Below are 17,259 nucleotides of genomic sequence, written 5' to 3'. Positions count from 1 at the left end.
AGGAGCGTGAAGGAAAAGCGAATTAAAGATTTAATGACACCGATTGATGAAAAATTTATCATTCGAGTACAAGATAGTTTGGCAACAGCAGTAAATGTAATGGAGCAAAGTCTTTCACTAAATGGTATTGCCAGTTTGTTAGTTATAGGTGCTGGTCAAAAACCAGTAGGACTTTTAACCTTTCAGGACGTAATAAGGGCTGTAGGTCCAAAGACACTCCCAACGGATAAATATTTTGGGGGATGGAATGTTTCTGGTTTTATGATTAAACCTTTACTTTGGGAGGGATTATTTACACAACGTTTTAAGGAGGAGATGAGATCACCGATACATCCTTGGGTAAAGTCTTTAAAAGAGGTTAGTGTTAAAGTAGATGATACGTTAATGAGTGCTGCACAAAGGTTTAACCAAAGCGGTTCCAATGTTCTGGTTGTTTGTAAGGAAGAGAATCCCGTGGGCTTCCTTTCGGTAGACTCTCTAATAAGTGAGATGTATTACTTAGTCGATGCTTATATCAAAAGAAATCAGCTAACTAGCTAAAATTGAATAAGTACCTTTAAGTTATGATCTGTGAAGTACTAGATTTCACAAATAGATTTTAATTATCAACTGCATCTTGTTATAGCACCTTACCACATCGAAATTTTATTGTTGGGGGCATGTACTATGAACATTTTAAAGTACGTACCGATTTTAGACACCCTAAGAAACTATGATAAAAAGGATTTTCGATTTGACTTTATAGCAGCACTCACTGTAGCTGTAGTTGCCTTGCCTCAAACCATGGCCTATGCCATGATAGCAGGTGTACACCCTGCATACGGACTTTACTCTGGAATTGTATTAACGATTTTAGCTTCTTCCTTTGGTAGTTCGAACCAGTTAGCCACAGGACCGACTAACGCAATCTCATTGTTAATTGCTGCTTACATGGCATCATTTTTAGGAAGTGATAATTTCTTTGGTAATCTGTTTTTACTTACCTTCTTGGTTGGCGCCATACAATTTGCCATGGGTACCTTGAGGCTTGGTTCACTGGTAAACTATGTATCGCACGCAGTAATTGTAGGTTTTACGGCAGGTGCGGGTATTATTATTGCAATGGGGCAATTAAACAACCTATTGGGCATCAAGTTACCCAAAGGTCACCTATCCAGTATTGATAAAGTAATGGCTTGTTTCCAGAACCTTGACAAAATGAATTATGTTGCATTTGGTGTGGGTATTTTCACCATTGCGGTAATATTAATTTGTAAAAAAATTAACAAAAACCTTCCCGGTGCTTTGCTCGGTGTTGTTTTTTCTGTTATCTTAGTAATGACATTAGGTTTAGAGCAGTATGGTATTAAGGTAGTGGGTAAAATTCCCCAGGCCATACCACCCCTAAGTATGCCGAATTTTAGTTTGTCTGCAGCAGCTGATCTGGGTGCAGGAGCGTTGGTTATTGCCATTATCGGTCTTGTAGAAGCTGTGTCTATCTCCAAGGCCATTGCCTCAAAAACTCTGCAAAAAATTGATCCTAACCAAGAATTTATAGGTCAGGGTATTGCAAACATGGGCGGTGCTTTCTTTAGCAGTATTGCTGGTTCTGGATCCTTTACTCGTTCTGCTATCACCTTCCAAAACGGTGGTAGGACACGGCTGTCGGGTGTCTTGGTAGGTTTTATAATTTTGCTGGTTCTGATTTTCTTTGCTCCCTATGCCAGGTATATTCCTAACGCCAGTTTGGCTGGGGTGATCATGGTTGTGGCCTACTCCATGATTGATAAAAAGGCTGTGGCCAAAGTTCTAAAAACCAACCGAAATGATGCAGTTGTATTACTTGTTACCATGTTCACCACTATCCTTGCTCCAGAACTGGAACAAGCTATTTATGCTGGTGTAGCACTTTCGTTAATCCTTTACCTGAAAGATTCTGGTGTTGCTAATGTTAAGACCCTGGCACCAGTTCGCGCCAATGATGGACGTTTTGTTGAGCAGGCAATTAATGGTCAGAATCCCTCTATTTCCATCTTCCAATTGGAAGGAAACCTTTATTTTGGTTCATCAGCAGATTTAGAGAGAAAACTATCGGAAGGCTACTCGGATTCAAAGGTATTTATGATTCGCTTTAAGGGTATCTCTGTTATTGACATAACTGCCCTAGAGGTGATAGAAGCCTTTATCAACCGGGCTCAGGGTGACGACAAAAGGGTTATCTTGTCTGGTGTTACACCGAAGATTCTTAAAATGCTGGATAAAATGCATATCGTCGAACATATTGGTAAAGACAATATATTTATGGAAGACGATGAGGTATTTGCAACTTCCGGTAAGGCTCTGGATGAGGCAAGTTCATTTGTTCGAAATGTCGGCTATAGTAGCCACGAAAGGACTGCCCAAGCCTAATTAAAAAACTAGGACACTAGGGAGAAAATCTAATATTTTGTTACAGTAGCATATAAAAACTTTATTATATAATCTTAGATACGGAAAGTAAAGTTTAAAAACCCAATAACATCAAGGTCTAATAACCATTTTTTGTTGTAAAAAATTTGACAGAAAAAGAGGGTACACCGCCCCTTCTACGGAATTGTTTAGCGTCCAAACAAAACATTCCAAAAGGATGGTGACCCTCTGAAATGATGGTATCACAATTTATTACCACAAATCAACTTGAAACTTTGACCCGTCAACAACGACGTGATTTGGAACGTAAATATCAGAAGAAATTACATTCTCTTCAACGCCTGACTAGCAAAAGTGATCTTCCGATTAGCTTTGACAATACTTCTGTAACTGCTTATGGAAATTTTGGCATACTAGAGGCGTTTAAGCAAGCCATTGATTTCAAGGGTATGCTTAAAGGGGTTTCCCTTAAGCGACATCATAACTGTAAATACTCTGATACAGGGTTGTTAGATACAATCATTGATGCCCTTTCCTTGGGATTATTACGGTTTTCTCATATGAATGCTCTGCAAACTGACCCTGGATACCAGAAAATTAAAGAAGTAACACAAGTGCCTGACGAAAGCACTTTGCGGAACTTTCTATCTCTTATCTGTGAGCAGGAGGCATTAAACCAATTGCCTCTGGTGAATCAGGAAATGCTGTCCTTAAAGGCCAAATCCGATCAGCCCCGTGAAGTCTGGCTAGATATTGATGACAGTGTCCTCACTGTTTTTGGGAAACAGGAAGGATCAAAAGTCGGTTACAATCCTCGGTACCACGGGAGGCCTTCCTACAAGGTAAAGGTAGCATTTATCTCTGGAACTTGCGAACTAGTCAATGCCGGGTTATATAGTGGGAACGTCGCCAGCAATGGCCAATTTATGGAATTCCTTAAAGAGACATTAGAGATCTTAGCTGCCCAGAATATCCTCGTAAAAGGTATCCGCATAGATAAAGGTTTCTTTGATGAGGATAACTTTGCCTACCTGGAAGAACAGGGCATCGAGTATATTTGTAAGGCTAAACTCACCAGTAATATGAGAAAGGTCATTAAATACCTTGATGACCAGAACCAGTGGCAGTCTTTGAGCAACCATTATGCTGCAGCAGAAATCACCATTCCATTACCTAAATGGTCCAAAGCCCGCAGGTTTGTATTTATCCGTGAAACTCAAGAACCTAAGGCATGCGGCGATCAACTTAACTTTGACCTGAAGACATTCGACTACCAGGTGATAATTACTTCTAGTGACGAGCACAACCCAGAGGAGGTATGGCACGAATACAATAAGCGTTGCAATATCGAAAACAAAATTGATGAACTCAAGGTTGGCTTAGGCTTTGAAAAAATGAGCCAAGCAGAGATGGATCGAAACAAAGCCTTTATGTGGCTCAAAGTATTATCGTATAACCTTCTCAACTGGTTTCGCTTGGCCTTATTGGATGGCAAAGACAGCCGTGCTGAAGTGCCCACTATCCGCCGTAAAATACTGAATGTACCTGGGAACATTGTAGGCAACAACCGTTACCGCCATATAAAGTTAGCCCCTAATCCCTGGCTGCAAAAGGCATTGAAGAATGCTAAGGAAAAATTACAAGAATTCCTTTGCATACAGGCATGGGTTGCCGTAAGTTCAGGTTAAACAAACTCGAGACTAATCGAATTAATCAAATATGATATCACTGATCCAAAAAAGATGGGTCTTATTAACTGCACCCTAAAATCTAGCTTTTTATTGGAGTATACAGCAGTGATAACGCTTTCCGAGTGATTAGGCATTCAGGCAACATAGCAGCTCAAGCGGTATAACCAAAAATTGGTTATTTTGGAGCTTTAACTTGGCTCGGAAAGTTACTTTCCGATTTGAAGATAATGTTAGGTTTATTGATACAAGAATAAAACATTAAGCTTACCGATAAACTTTGTGAAAATTATTTATTCAATGATGGACAAAAAAAGCGATTGATGAATCGCTTTTTTTCTTTTTTTAGTAAATTAAAGAAATCAAAAGAATAAGGGTTTATGGTAATGATAAACTTTAGTAGTTCTACTATATGAGACTGTACAAAAATTCACTAAACCGTTATTTTAAGACAAAGCTTATGTCACTTAGTTTTAATAAATTGCTAAGATAAATAGATGGCAGACAAAATGCGAAGAGTAACTTGGCATGGGGTAGGCCAGCGCATGTAGACGGAATATTATCCGTACATTGTGCTGGCCTTTTCATTTTATGGTCATACTTAAAGAGTAAGGGGGGAAGAATTATGGTGGGAGCTTCTAAATGTGGCGTCTGTATACACAAGGAGAATTGCCAAATACGAATGAATCTTAGTACCATTATTCAGGAAAACATTAAGTTGGTTGAAGCAGAAGTAAAACGCCAGTCTCCTAAGGAAATTGATTATATGATCGTAACGGATATTTCAGTTATTCCTACCCGCTGTGAACATTTCAGGTGCCGTGATGGTGAAATGGAAGTAAATAGAAAAAAAGAGCGGTTATTCTTCTTTGATAAAGCAATGGCAACCAGTGCAATATAATAATCGAGAAATGAAAACTCCTGTTTTTAAGCAGGAGTTTTTATATTGGCCTAGGCCGTAAGTGTAATGACAAAAATTTTAATCTAAAGAGAATGTAAGCAGTGGTTTAATTGATAAAGAACTAGTGACGAAAAGCACAAAAAACAACTTAAAATCACCCTGTACATTAATTCTGTCTTTTATTAAATTTAAAACACAAATTAAGAAAGAAATGACAAATATTCTAACGAGTTTGTCATTCCGTTAGGGGGCTGGTAAATGTCACAGTCCATGTTAGAAAAGAAAATCTGCGATGAATACATTAAGTTCCAAAGATCTCTGGTTGGTCGAGGTCCGGAATATACCAAGGCAATGATTTGCCGGGATATGATTATCATCAGATCCAGCGGAGTTCTGACCAAAGAAGAGAAGCATGTAAGCGGCAGTCGCAAAGGCCGTGCTTTGGTAAAACAATTGCGGATGGAACTTAGGGACACTTATGTGGAACAGATTGAGAAAATAATTGCAGTTATCGCCCAATGCAACGTAAAAAGCAGTCATGGGGATATCAGTATTCGAACTGGTGAATGTATTGAGGTATTTATTTTAGATATTGATTTGGAAAAACAATTAAAAACAACTGGTGGTTAAATTCTTTTTAAAGGGTTTAATTGTCAGCTGACCTTGTAGTTGGTGGGTATTTCACAAAGTGATCTTTGTGATAACAGACCAGCGGTATCAATGGGCAATTTATTTGCTTGTTGAACGCTGGTCTTTATTTTTTATTTCAGTGAAAGGGGATGATAAAAAAAGACGACGATTAATAAGTGGGTGGTTTAGGACCTATTTCATAAAAGCACCTGGTACGGAAAAATGTTAAAAGGGGTGTATGTAATGAGCGAAAACATAAAGCGAATAGCATTTATTCTTTTAGGTGTTGCACTTTTCTTAGGGTTTTATTTTGCGCCGCAATTTAGTCCAGCCATTGACCCTTCCGGAAAAGCCTTTGATTTATCCCAGGAAGGTAAAGCTGCCATTGGTCTTTTCTTGCTGGCGGGTATTTGGTGGGTCTTTGAGGTTACTCCCATTGGTGTAACAAGTATTGCCATCGGTGTTGTTCAGGCCTTGTTTCTTATCCGGCCAGCAAAAGAGGCCTTTAGGGATTTTATGGATCCCACTGTAATGTTTATTTTAGGATCATTATTAATTGGCTTAGCCTTTACTAAGGCTGGTATCACCAAGCGTCTTGCTTATAAAATGCTGGATGTTGTGGGTGAGGATACAAGAAAAATTCTACTAGGAGTTTTTGTCATTACGGCTTTGTTAACTCATATTATGGCTCACACCGCGGTAGCTGCTACGATGTTCCCAATATTGGTTACCATTTTAGCATTATACGGCGAAAATCCAGACGGCAAACCCACTAATTTTGGTAAGGCACTATTCATTGGCATGGCCTACACTGCTGGTGCAGGAAGTATTTGTACCTTACTTGGCGGGGCCCGCAATCCTGCGGCAGTGGGTTTTTACACAGAGTTTACTGGAGCAGAGGTATCTTTCCTTGAATTTTCTGCACATCTGGCTCCCTTTGGCTGGCTGACTGTATTTTTGCTATGGGCATTATTACTGATTATTTATAAACCAGAAAAAACAAAGATTCCGGGACTTAGGGAAAAAGCAAGGATTGAATATGCAAAATTAGGTCCTGTCAACAAGCAAGAAATCTTTGTAGGGATTGTTGTATTCTGCGCATTGGCCATGTTGGTTCTCCAGGCTATTATTCCTGCATTAAAGCCAATGGATCGTTCTGTTCCTTTGCTACTGGCTGGCTTATTGTTCTTTTTGTCCAATATTTTAACCGTCGAAGATTTAGAAAAGAAGATCCCTTGGAACATTGTATTGCTCTTCTCCGGGGCCATGAGTATTGGCTTCTGCCTCTGGAAGACTGGCGCCGCCCAGTGGATTGCCGTTAAATGGTTAGCCATGCTGGTAGATGCTCACTGGTTAGTATTTGTACTGGGCATTTGTTTCTTAGTTATGATTATGACCAACTTTATCATGAACGTTGCAGCCATTGCGATCACCTTACCGGTTGCTTTGGTTATTGCTCAATATCTAGGTGTAAACCCTGAACTTATTCTCTATGGAGCCACCGCAATGGCTGGTATGCCCTTCCTGCTGTTGATTGGTGCAGCCCCCAACGCAATGGCCTATGAATCTAAACAGTTTACAACAGGAGAATTCTTCAAGACAGGAATTCCGGCCAGCGCTATGCTTCTTTGCATATTAGTACTAATGACCTTTACCTACTGGCCGTTAATAGGGATGTCAGCCTTGATACATTAAAGTTGGCAGCAACCCCTAAACTACAAGAAGATTTCGTTGACTGTTGGCACACCTGGAGTATAATTTCAGGTGTGTCAACATAAAAATGGCATCTAAATTAATCAAATTGAGGGGGATAACTGTGGAAGGAAACAGCCAGGTGATTTTTGCCACAGCAGTATTTTTACTAACCTATGCCATTATCATTTCCGAAAAGATTCACAGGGCAGTGATAGCACTTTTGGGTGCGATGATTGTTATCGTTGGGGGGGTTCTTCAACAAGAGAAGGCCATAGAGGCAATTGATTTTAATACCATAGGCCTCTTGGTCGGCATGATGATAATCGTGGGTATTGCTAGAAATTCAGGGGTTTTTGAATATCTAGCGGTAAAGGCGGCCAAGAGCAGTAAAGGGGAACCCTTAGCTATACTCATATCATTGTCATTAATTACTGCATTGTTGTCAGCTTTACTGGATAATGTAACAACTGTGTTACTAATTGTTCCAGTGACCTTTTCCATTGCAAAGTCTTTGGAAATAAATCCATCTCCTATTTTAATCTCAGAGGTTTTATCATCCAATATAGGTGGTACAGCAACCCTCATAGGTGACCCACCAAATATTATGATTGGTTCTGCAACGGGCCTTGGGTTTATGGATTTTGTATTTAATCTAGCCCCGGTAATTATAGTTATTATGGCTGTTACGGTGTTTCTTTTAAAGATGCTTTATAAAAAACAACTGGTAGTTCGCGAAGAATTAAAGCAAAACATTATGGCATTGAATCCCTTGGATGAGATAAAGGATGTTGTTTTATTAAAGAAATCATTATTTGTGATTGCATTAACCATAGGCGGGTTTTTATTGCACCAATATGTACACTTAGAATCGGCAACAATTGCTCTGGGTGGAGCGGCGTTACTGTTGCTGATTACTGGAGATGAACCAGAACATGCCTTGGCAGCCGTAGAGTGGCCAGTAATTTTCTTCTTTGCCGGACTATTCATTTTGGTTGGCGCCCTTGAAGAAGTAGGGGTCATTGAGTGGATTGCTAAGGAGGCCTTAAAACTGACCGGGGGAGAAATGCTTTCTACGGGTTTGCTGATCCTATGGCTTTCAGCCATTGCCTCAGCCTTTGTGGATAATATTCCCTTTGTGGCCACCATGATTCCGTTAATTCAAGATATGGGGAGATTAGGTGGTATCACCGACCTTAATCCCCTCTGGTGGTCTTTATCTCTGGGTGCCTGTCTAGGTGGCAATGGTACTATTATTGGTGCATCTGCAAACGTAGTAGTGGCAGGAATGGCGGAAAAACGAGGTTTAAAGTGGACCTTCATTGGTTTTATGAAAGTTGCCTTTCCTCTGATGCTTGTATCAATTATTATATCGACCGTATATCTGTACTTCTTTTATTTGACATAGTCATTTATAATCTGATGGCTCGAGGAGGCTTTCGGGTGCCATTAGGGGTGTTTACAAACCACATGGCGAGGAATTGTGAAAAATAAAGCAAAGCATAATTAACCACCGATTATTATCATGAGATTAAAGAATCGGTGTTTTTTTCTGATGAAAAGTTTAAATCTAAGAAAATACTACTTAGGAGAAGGAAATAAAAGAAAATAAAAATAAAAGGTAGAACAAAGCAAATAACAGGGGTGTACAGAATTATTTTAAATTTGTAACTTAAAGACACAAAGAGTTGTCATCACAAGACGTAATAATTTGTCAATGATAGCGCCAAGCTATAAAAATGATAGGATATGGTGGTAAGAAGATAAATTCGAAGTTATTTAAAGTTTGATAACAACTTGGTAGTTTTAAGAATTCTTTAATTCAACTGTCTTTGAAATAAGTATTGGTATCATTTATTTGATATGGATTGTGTCAAAAGTAACAAGCCTACATTAAAAAAACAGTTATTTAAGCACCTTTAAAATAGTTTATGAACTGCTTATAAAGGGGGAGGGTCATGAATCTGCAATTATTAGAAAAACAAATCTGTGAGGCCTTTATAAAATTTCAAAGGGAGTTGGTTGGCCGGGGACCGGAGATAACAAGGGCGATGATTTGTCGTGATATGGTTGTAGTTCGCTCAAAGGGAGTATTGACCAAAGAGGAAAAACACGTCAGCACTAGTAAGAAGGGACGTGCCCTGGTAAAACAATTGAGAATGGAGCTAAGAGAATCTTACTTAGATAAAATAGAAAAAATTATTACAGATATTACTAATTGTCGGGTGATGAGCAGCCATGGAGATATAAGTATTCGGACAGGAGAACAAATAGAAGTTTTTATTCTTAATCAAGATTTTGAGAAAAAGTTAAAACAAAACTGACTGGCTAATTGCTTTAAGGCATACAGCGAGTCGAAAATTGGAATGTTGGTAGGCGTGATACAGAGCCTCTAAGGCTAGGTATAAAGTAAACCAACGTTATATTGGTTATTTCCATAGAAATATCCAATATAACGTTGGTTTTTATTTTCTAAGAAAGGGGGTTAAGTACATTTTTTCCTATCGTCAGCAAATATTCGTTGCACCATAAGCACCACTACTAATTAGCACCTTGGTAACCAGTTTATGATCAAAATGCTGAAAGTTAAAAATTATTAAGCACCTTAATTTAAACGAGAGGTGATTTGGATGAGTAAAGAGACAAAAAGATACTTTTTTATATTTCTTGGCTTTGCAGTATTGCTTTTATTTTATTTTATGCCCCAGGTAGCTCCGGCCATTGACCCTATGGGGAAATCCTTTGAATTAACACAATCTGGTAAAGCTGGTATTGGACTTTTCCTACTGGCAGGTATCTTTTGGGTTTTTGAAGTAATACCCATTGGAGTAACAAGTATTGCTATTGGTGTATTACAGCCAGTTTTTGGTATCCGTGAAGCAAAGGATGCATTTAGGGATTTTATGGATCCCACTGTAATGTTTATTTTAGGCTCCCTACTTGTGGGTATTGCTTTTACCCAATGTGGAATCACCAAAAGAGTCGCTTATAAAATGCTTGTTTTAGTTGGAGAAGATACAAGAAAGATTTTACTGGGAGTATTTGTACTTACGGCACTTTTAACACACGTTATGGCACACACTGCTGTGGCTGGTGCCATGTTCCCAATTATGATGTCAATACTTGCACTATACGGAGGAGATCCTACTAAACCAAGTAAATTTGGAAAAGCATTGTTTATGGGAATGGCTTTCTCAGCTGGTGCTGGTAGTATCTGTACCATGATGGGCGGTGCCCGTAACCCTGCGGCAGTAGGTTTTTTCAAAGAATTTACGGGCCAAGATATTGGTTTTCTTGAATTTTCTGCTGCCCTAGCACCCTTTGGCTGGATTACTGTTTTCCTTGTTTTCTTTTTAATGATTACAATCTATAAGCCAGAAAAGTTAAAAGTACAGGGGCTACGGCAGCGAGCTCAAGTAGAATTAGATAAGTTAGGTCCAATTACTAAACAGGAAATCTTTGTATTAGCTGTAGTAGGTATTGCTCTTTGTACCCTTATCTTTAAACAGTACATTCCTGCCTTAAAAAGTATGGATCGTTCCATTCCGTTGTTGGCAGCGGGGCTGGTATTCTTCATAACAAACATACTCACTGTTAAAGAACTGGAGAAATCCATTCCCTGGAATATTGTATTACTGTTCTCTGGCGCAATGAGTATTGGTTTTGCTCTATGGCAAACTGGTGCTGCGGAGTGGATGGCGGTAAGCTGGCTTTCCTTTATCAAAGATGCGCCCTGGTTAGTTTTCTTATTAGGTATATCATTCTTGGTATTGATACTAACCAACTTTATCATGAACGTAGCGGCCATTTCTATCTGTTTACCAGTTGCTCTTGTTATTGCTAAATATTTGGGCGTAAATCCTGAAGTGGTATTGTATGCCTCGGTAGCTATGTCGGGGATGCCCTTCCTTTTATTAATAGGAGCAGCTCCCAATGCTATCGCCTATGAATCAAAACAATTTACCACAGGAGAGTTTTTTGTGACGGGAATTCCAGCAAGTTTAGCGATTCTGGCAATGGTAGCCATCCTCTCCTTAACTTTCTGGCCTTTAATTGGTATTCCTGCGGTGCTAAGCTGATTTAATTTAGATACCCTGGTTTGCAAAACCAGGGTATCTAAATTAAAATAAATATTTCGACAACATTCTTGTAAAGGGATATTGATAGGATTATAATATTCATGGCAGTGTATAAGGGACTGATGGTCACACCAAATACTAGGAGAGGGGATATATTATGGAAGGAAACAGTCAAGTCATTTTTGCTACGACCGTCTTTCTCGTTGCTTACGCAATTATTATTTCTGAAAAGATTCATCGGACGGTCGTTGCGTTGTTTGGCGCGATGATCTTAATCATTGCTGGCGTCTTACATCAGGAGAGGGCCGTTGAAGCCATTGACTTCAACACCATTGGTCTTTTGGTGGGGATGATGATTATTGTGGGTATTACTAGGCGCTCAGGTGTTTTTGAGTATCTTGCCGTGAAGGCGGCCAAACAAAGTAAAGGTGAACCCTTAGCCATATTAGTAGCCTTGTCTGTAATTACTGCCGTTTTATCAGCCCTATTGGACAATGTTACTACCGTGCTTTTGATTGTTCCCGTTACTTTCTCCATTGCCAGAGCCTTGGAAATTAACCCTATGCCAATCTTAATATCAGAAGTTTTATCTTCTAATATTGGGGGTACAGCTACTCTGATTGGCGACCCGCCAAATATTATGATTGGTTCTGCCGTTGGTCTTGGTTTTATGGATTTTGTGGTTAATCTAGCACCTGTAGTAATAGTTATTATGGTTGTTACCATTTATCTTTTGAAATGGATTTACCGTAAGGAATTTGTGGTTCGGGAAGAGTTAAAGCAAAACATTTTAGCCATGAATGAAAATGATGAAATTAAGGATGCTAAACTTCTTAAAAAGGCTTTGTTTGTTCTGGCATTAACCATTGGCGGATTCCTACTGCACCAGTATGCGCATCTAGAATCGGCTACCATTGCGCTGGCTGGTGCAGCCCTGCTGTTGCTATTAACTGGTGAGGAACCAGAACATGCCTTGGAGGCTGTGGAATGGCCTGTCATCTTCTTCTTTGCTGGATTGTTCATTCTGGTTGGCGGTCTGGAAGAGGTTGGTGTCATTGAATGGATTGCCGCAAAGGCATTGGAAATAACCGGTGGGGAATTGCTTACCACAGGTATGTTAATCCTTTGGCTGTCTGCCATAGCCTCAGCCTTTGTGGATAATATCCCCTTTGTGGCTACCATGATTCCGTTGATTCAAGATATGGGACGTTTAGGCGGTATGACTAACCTTGACCCCCTCTGGTGGTCTTTGGCCCTAGGGGCCTGTCTGGGCGGCAATGGAACAATTATTGGTGCTTCTGCTAACGTGGTGGTGGTTGGAATGGCCGAGAAACAAGGAATGAAATTTACTTTCCTTGGCTTTATGAAAGTGGCCTTTCCCTTAATGATAGTATCCATCATCATTTCTTCTACTTATCTATATTTCTTCTACTTAACATAAAATTCTTTTTATAGCCCGGCATCTTTGCCGGGCTATAATTTTTTTAAAGATGGGGACAAAATATAAAAAGTGAAGGGAGGCGTAAAGGTGAGCACTATATCAACAACAGAGACAAGAATAGAGGGGAAAAATATAAAACTTACTAATTTAAATAAGTTAATGTGGCCCGAGGGCTTGACCAAAGCACACCTAGTAAAGTATTATACGGACGTTGCGCCTTATTTACTTCCTTATATAAAAGAGCGCCCCTTGGTAATGAAACGTTATCCAGATGGTATTGAAGGGGGATTTTTCTATCAGAAAGAATGTCCCAATTATGCTCCGGAATGGATAAAGACAGAGTCCATACGACATTCAGATAAGACAGTGAATTATATAATTTGTGAAGATGCTGCTACCTTGGTGTGGTTAGCCAATCAGGGATGTATAGAAATACATGCATGGTTATGCAAACAAAGTCATATAGAATATCCAGATATTGCTATTATTGATTTAGACCCGGGAGAAGAGGCAAAGTTTCGAGATGTATTAGAAGTGGCATTGGTGATCAAAAATGCGTTAGACCACTTAAAGCTGGTTGGTTACCCGAAAACCTCTGGGGCGACTGGTATTCATATTTTTATTCCTCTTAGGCCGGTATATACCTTTCAACAGGTAACCAAGGCAATGGGTTTAATTGCACAAACAGTAGCAGATGCTTTCTCTGAGAAAGCAACCATTGAGAGGTCCTTAGCTAAAAGGGATAAAAGAAAAATCTACGTTGATTACCTACAGAATACCAGAGGTAAAAGCATGGCATGGACCTATAGTTTGCGACCTATTGCTGGTGCACCCATATCAACACCAGTGATGTGGGAGGAAATTGAAAAACTGCATTTAAAGCCAAGTGAATTTAATATTTATACAATGGGAAATAGGCTTAAATTTTTTGGGGACTTACACCAAGATCTTTTGCGAAAGCATCAGGACATAGGCCATATTTTAAGGTTGATCTCATAAATTTTAGAAAAAAAAGATTGTATGGAAGGAAAATCCAATTACAATCCCGAAAGTGGTAGAAATCCAGTAACCGGGGTGGGTAATTTGGATAATCGTTTAGGATGGATAGGGTGGCAGATTCTTCTGCCAGGCAGTGGTCGACGCGTATGGGATATCATTCACCATTTTGGATCTCCCGTAGAGGCTTGGCAAGCGTCTGAGAATGATTTACAAGGGGTTCCCTGTGTCGGGGTCCAGGGTGCTAGGAAACTAGTACAACGCAGAAAGAACATTCAGTTTGATAACTTGGAAAAATATCTTGAAAAAATCAGTTGTAAAGTTCTTACAATTGATGATGAAACCTATCCATATTTACTAAAATGTATCCATGATCCGCCGCCGGCCATTTTTGTCAGGGGTCATTTGCCACAGGATGATTGTATAGGAATAGCAATTATTGGATCCAGAAAACCTTCTCCCTATGGCCTAGTGGTCACCGAAACCCTGGCAGGAGAACTGGCTAGGGGAGGTATAGAAATTATCAGCGGTATGGCCCGGGGGATAGACAGTGCTTCCCACCGAGCGGCATTGATGAATAATGGCATGACAATGGCTGTGCTGGGATGCGGGCCAGATATTGTGTATCCTAGAGAAAATGAGAAATTAATGAAACAAATTATTGAAAAGGGTGCCATTATTACAGAATTTCCGCCGGGTACCATGCCTGAGCCATGGCACTTTCCTAGTCGAAACCGGATTATCAGCGGATTAAGCAGTGCAGTTGTGGTGATAGAGGCAGCTGAAAAAAGTGGTGCTTTAATAACGGCAGACTTTGCTTTGGAGCAGGGAAGGGAAGTTATGGCAGTTCCTGGTAATATTAACAACCCCAAAAGTGCCGGAACCAATAAGTTAATAAAGCAAGGGGCTAGCTTGGTTACGGGAGCTTTAGACATTTTGAAAGAACTAGGGATAGAGACAAAGGATATTAAAAGTCAACAAAAAAAATCGAAGAAGGTAACCTTGGAAGTCAATGAAAAAAAGGTTTTAGCAGTATTATCGGAAATCCCTCAAACGATGGAGCAAGTTATTAATTTAAGTAAGTTGTTGCCAGAAGAGGTTGCAGCAGCTTTAACGATATTAGAAATAGAAGGTTTAATCAGATCCCTTCCTGGAAAAATGTATATTAATGCTGGGTTATAGGGAATTGGTTCTAAATAATAATAAATATTGATACAGTAAAAGTAGTTAGGGGCCAGTAAAGTTAACGAGAATCAGCTCCTTACAGAGGAGCGTTGAAAAGGCTTTTCTAAACGAGGTGTACCAATTTGAGTAAAACATTAGTAATTGTTGAATCACCTGCTAAAGCAAAAAGCATTGGCAAATATTTAGGCAAAAACTATACAGTAAAAGCTTCCATGGGACATGTGAGAGATTTACCCAAAAGCCAGTTTGGTGTTGATGTTGAAAATGCATTTTCTCCAAAATACATAACAATTCGCGGGAAAGGGGACATCCTTAAAGAACTCCGTTCTGCCGTTAAGAAAGTTGATCATGTTCTGCTGGCATCTGACCCGGACCGTGAAGGTGAGGCAATTGCCTGGCATTTAACCAAATTGTTGGAGATAGATGAAGAAACCCCTTGTCGCATTGAATTTAATGAAATTACTAAAAATGCCATCCAAGCTGCTGTTAAGCAACCACGGCGCATTGACGTGGATAGGGTTAATGCACAGCAGGCAAGAAGAATATTAGACAGGCTGGTGGGTTATAATTTAAGCCCTCTCTTGTGGCGAAAGGTTAAAAAAGGGCTATCTGCAGGTCGAGTTCAGTCAGTGGCTGTACGCCTAATTTGTGATCGGGAAGAAGAAATACAGGCGTTTATTCCAGAGGAATACTGGACTCTGACGGGAAAATTCTTAAAATCAGCAAAGTCTCCCTTTGAGGCTAAACTGCATAAACACAAGAATAAAAAAATAGTAATACCAAATCAAGAGACTATGGATAAAATCCTAGCAGAATTAAAGGGAGCAGCATACGTTGTTTCAAACGTAACCAGAAAAGAGAGATTGCGTAACCCAGCACCTCCCTTTACCACCAGTTCCTTGCAGCAGGAAGCTTCGAGAAAGCTTAATTTTACGTCCCGTAAGACCATGGTTGTGGCACAACAGCTTTATGAAGGTATCGATTTGGGCAAAGAAGGACCCGTAGGTTTAGTGACTTATATACGTACCGACTCCACTAGAGTATCTGAAACCGCTATTGAAGAAACCCGAAGTTTTATTATGGAGCGGTTTGGCCCAGCCTATGTACCAAAGCAACCAAGACAGGTTGTAGCCAAAGGAAAAGTGCAGGATGCCCACGAGGCCATTCGACCCACATCCGTTAACCGTGACCCAGATAGTATTAAACAATACTTAACCAATGATCAATTCAAACTTTATAAATTAATATGGTCTCGATTTTTGGCCAGTCAAATGGCATCGGCGGTTATTGACACCACGTCCATGGATATAAGTGCAGGGGATTACCTATTCCGGGCCACAGGATCGATTATTAAATTTCCAGGATTTATGCAAGTTTACATAGAGGGTAACGATGATGGCCATAAAGAAGAAGAGAGTGTTTTGCCTGAATTAGCTAAGGGGGATAAGGTGCAGGCCAAAGACTTAACGCCTAAGCAACATTTTACACAACCTCCCCCACGCTATACGGACGCTACTCTGGTAAAGGTGTTGGAAGAGAAAGGCATTGGACGTCCAAGTACCTATGCACCTATCGTTGAGACCATTCAAAGACGCGGCTACGTTGTAAGAGAAAACAAACAGTTTTATCCCACCGAATTGGGCGTCATTGTTGTTGATTTATTGAAAAACCATTTTCCAGAGATTATTAATGTAGAATTCACGGCGGATATGGAGAAAAAACTTGATCAGATTGCTGAGGGGGAACAACAGTGGGCGGGTGTTCTAAGGGATTTTTATGAACCCTTTTCCCAAACCCTGGAAACAGCTGAAGAAGCAATTGGTAAAGTGCAAGTGGCAGATGAGGTTTCGGAGGAAATTTGCGAACAATGCGGTAGAAATATGGTTATTAAACTTGGGCGATACGGTAAATTTCTTGCTTGCCCAGGGTTTCCGGACTGTCGAAATACAAAACCCCTCTTAGAACCAACCGGTGTTGGCTGCCCTAAGTGTGAGGGTGAAATGGTATTAAGACGAAGCAAGAAAGGACGCAAATTTTATGGATGCAGCAGATACCCGGAATGCGAATTTGTAACATGGGATATGCCGACCAAGGAAAAATGCACCCAATGTGGTGAAATGATGGTGGAGAAAAAATCCCGGGGCAAAGAAAAGGTTTTGCAATGTGTAAATGAACATTGTCCCAGTAAAGGAGAAAAGGCTGCATCCAATATAAACGGAAATAAAAAGAAGACAGTGAAAAACAATAAGAAGTAAAAGG

Annotated in this window: 13 protein-coding genes; all 13 read left to right on the top strand. The window is 39.9% G+C overall.

Going from position 1 to position 17,259, the window contains the following annotated elements:
• Positions 1-6 precede the first annotated feature (6 nt).
• The 13 genes from DRED_RS10645 (at position 7) to topA (ending at position 17,255) form a co-directional block, all read left to right on the top strand.
• Positions 7-540: a CBS domain-containing protein gene (locus DRED_RS10645; RefSeq protein WP_011878323.1), complete on the top strand. Its 534-nt coding sequence runs from the start codon at positions 7-9 to the stop codon at positions 538-540.
• A gap of 126 nt (positions 541-666) precedes the next feature.
• Positions 667-2,388, top strand: a complete 1,722-nt coding sequence (locus tag DRED_RS10640) for a SulP family inorganic anion transporter (protein WP_011878322.1) — start codon at positions 667-669, stop codon at positions 2,386-2,388.
• Between the two features lie 233 nt (positions 2,389-2,621).
• A complete protein-coding gene (locus DRED_RS10635; protein WP_011876859.1) occupies positions 2,622-4,076 on the top strand; it encodes an IS1380-like element ISDre2 family transposase in 1,455 nt (484 codons plus the stop codon).
• A 625-nt stretch (positions 4,077-4,701) separates the two neighbouring features.
• Positions 4,702-4,977: a hypothetical protein gene (locus tag DRED_RS10630; RefSeq protein WP_011878321.1), complete on the top strand. Its 276-nt coding sequence runs from the start codon at positions 4,702-4,704 to the stop codon at positions 4,975-4,977.
• 258 nt (positions 4,978-5,235) lie between these two features.
• Positions 5,236-5,607 carry a Na-translocating system protein MpsC family protein gene (locus DRED_RS10625; protein ID WP_011878320.1) on the top strand — a complete coding sequence of 124 codons (372 nt, stop codon included), beginning with the start codon at positions 5,236-5,238 and terminating at the stop codon, positions 5,605-5,607.
• 243 nt (positions 5,608-5,850) lie between these two features.
• Positions 5,851-7,302, top strand: a complete 1,452-nt coding sequence (locus DRED_RS10620) for an SLC13 family permease (protein ID WP_011878319.1) — start codon at positions 5,851-5,853, stop codon at positions 7,300-7,302.
• Between the two features lie 121 nt (positions 7,303-7,423).
• Positions 7,424-8,707 carry an ArsB/NhaD family transporter gene (locus DRED_RS10615; RefSeq protein ID WP_011878318.1) on the top strand — a complete coding sequence of 428 codons (1,284 nt, stop codon included), beginning with the start codon at positions 7,424-7,426 and terminating at the stop codon, positions 8,705-8,707.
• Between the two features lie 550 nt (positions 8,708-9,257).
• Complete coding sequence (locus tag DRED_RS10610) at positions 9,258-9,623, top strand: Na-translocating system protein MpsC family protein (protein WP_011878317.1); 366 nt, start codon at positions 9,258-9,260, stop codon at positions 9,621-9,623.
• A 306-nt stretch (positions 9,624-9,929) separates the two neighbouring features.
• Positions 9,930-11,378 (top strand): SLC13 family permease, encoded by a 1,449-nt coding sequence (locus DRED_RS10605; RefSeq protein ID WP_011878316.1) that lies wholly within the window; start codon positions 9,930-9,932, stop codon positions 11,376-11,378.
• A gap of 157 nt (positions 11,379-11,535) precedes the next feature.
• The gene (locus tag DRED_RS10600) at positions 11,536-12,819 is read left to right on the top strand and encodes an ArsB/NhaD family transporter (protein ID WP_011878315.1); all 1,284 of its coding nucleotides are present in this window, start codon (positions 11,536-11,538) and stop codon (positions 12,817-12,819) included.
• 87 nt (positions 12,820-12,906) lie between these two features.
• On the top strand, positions 12,907-13,818 hold the full coding sequence (ligD, locus tag DRED_RS10595) for a non-homologous end-joining DNA ligase (RefSeq protein ID WP_011878314.1): 912 nt from the start codon (positions 12,907-12,909) through the stop codon (positions 13,816-13,818).
• A gap of 21 nt (positions 13,819-13,839) precedes the next feature.
• A complete protein-coding gene (dprA, locus tag DRED_RS10590) occupies positions 13,840-14,997 on the top strand; it encodes a DNA-processing protein DprA (protein ID WP_238442504.1) in 1,158 nt (385 codons plus the stop codon).
• 125 nt (positions 14,998-15,122) lie between these two features.
• Positions 15,123-17,255 (top strand): type I DNA topoisomerase, encoded by a 2,133-nt coding sequence (gene topA / locus DRED_RS10585; RefSeq protein WP_011878312.1) that lies wholly within the window; start codon positions 15,123-15,125, stop codon positions 17,253-17,255.
• Positions 17,256-17,259 lie beyond the last annotated feature (4 nt).

It is taken from the genome of Desulforamulus reducens MI-1 (assembly GCF_000016165.1).
Lineage (GTDB): Bacteria > Bacillota > Desulfotomaculia > Desulfotomaculales > Desulfotomaculaceae > Desulfotomaculum > Desulfotomaculum reducens.
The sequence above is the reverse complement of the archived record's forward strand: the minus strand, read 5'-3'. Positions and strand labels throughout refer to the sequence as shown.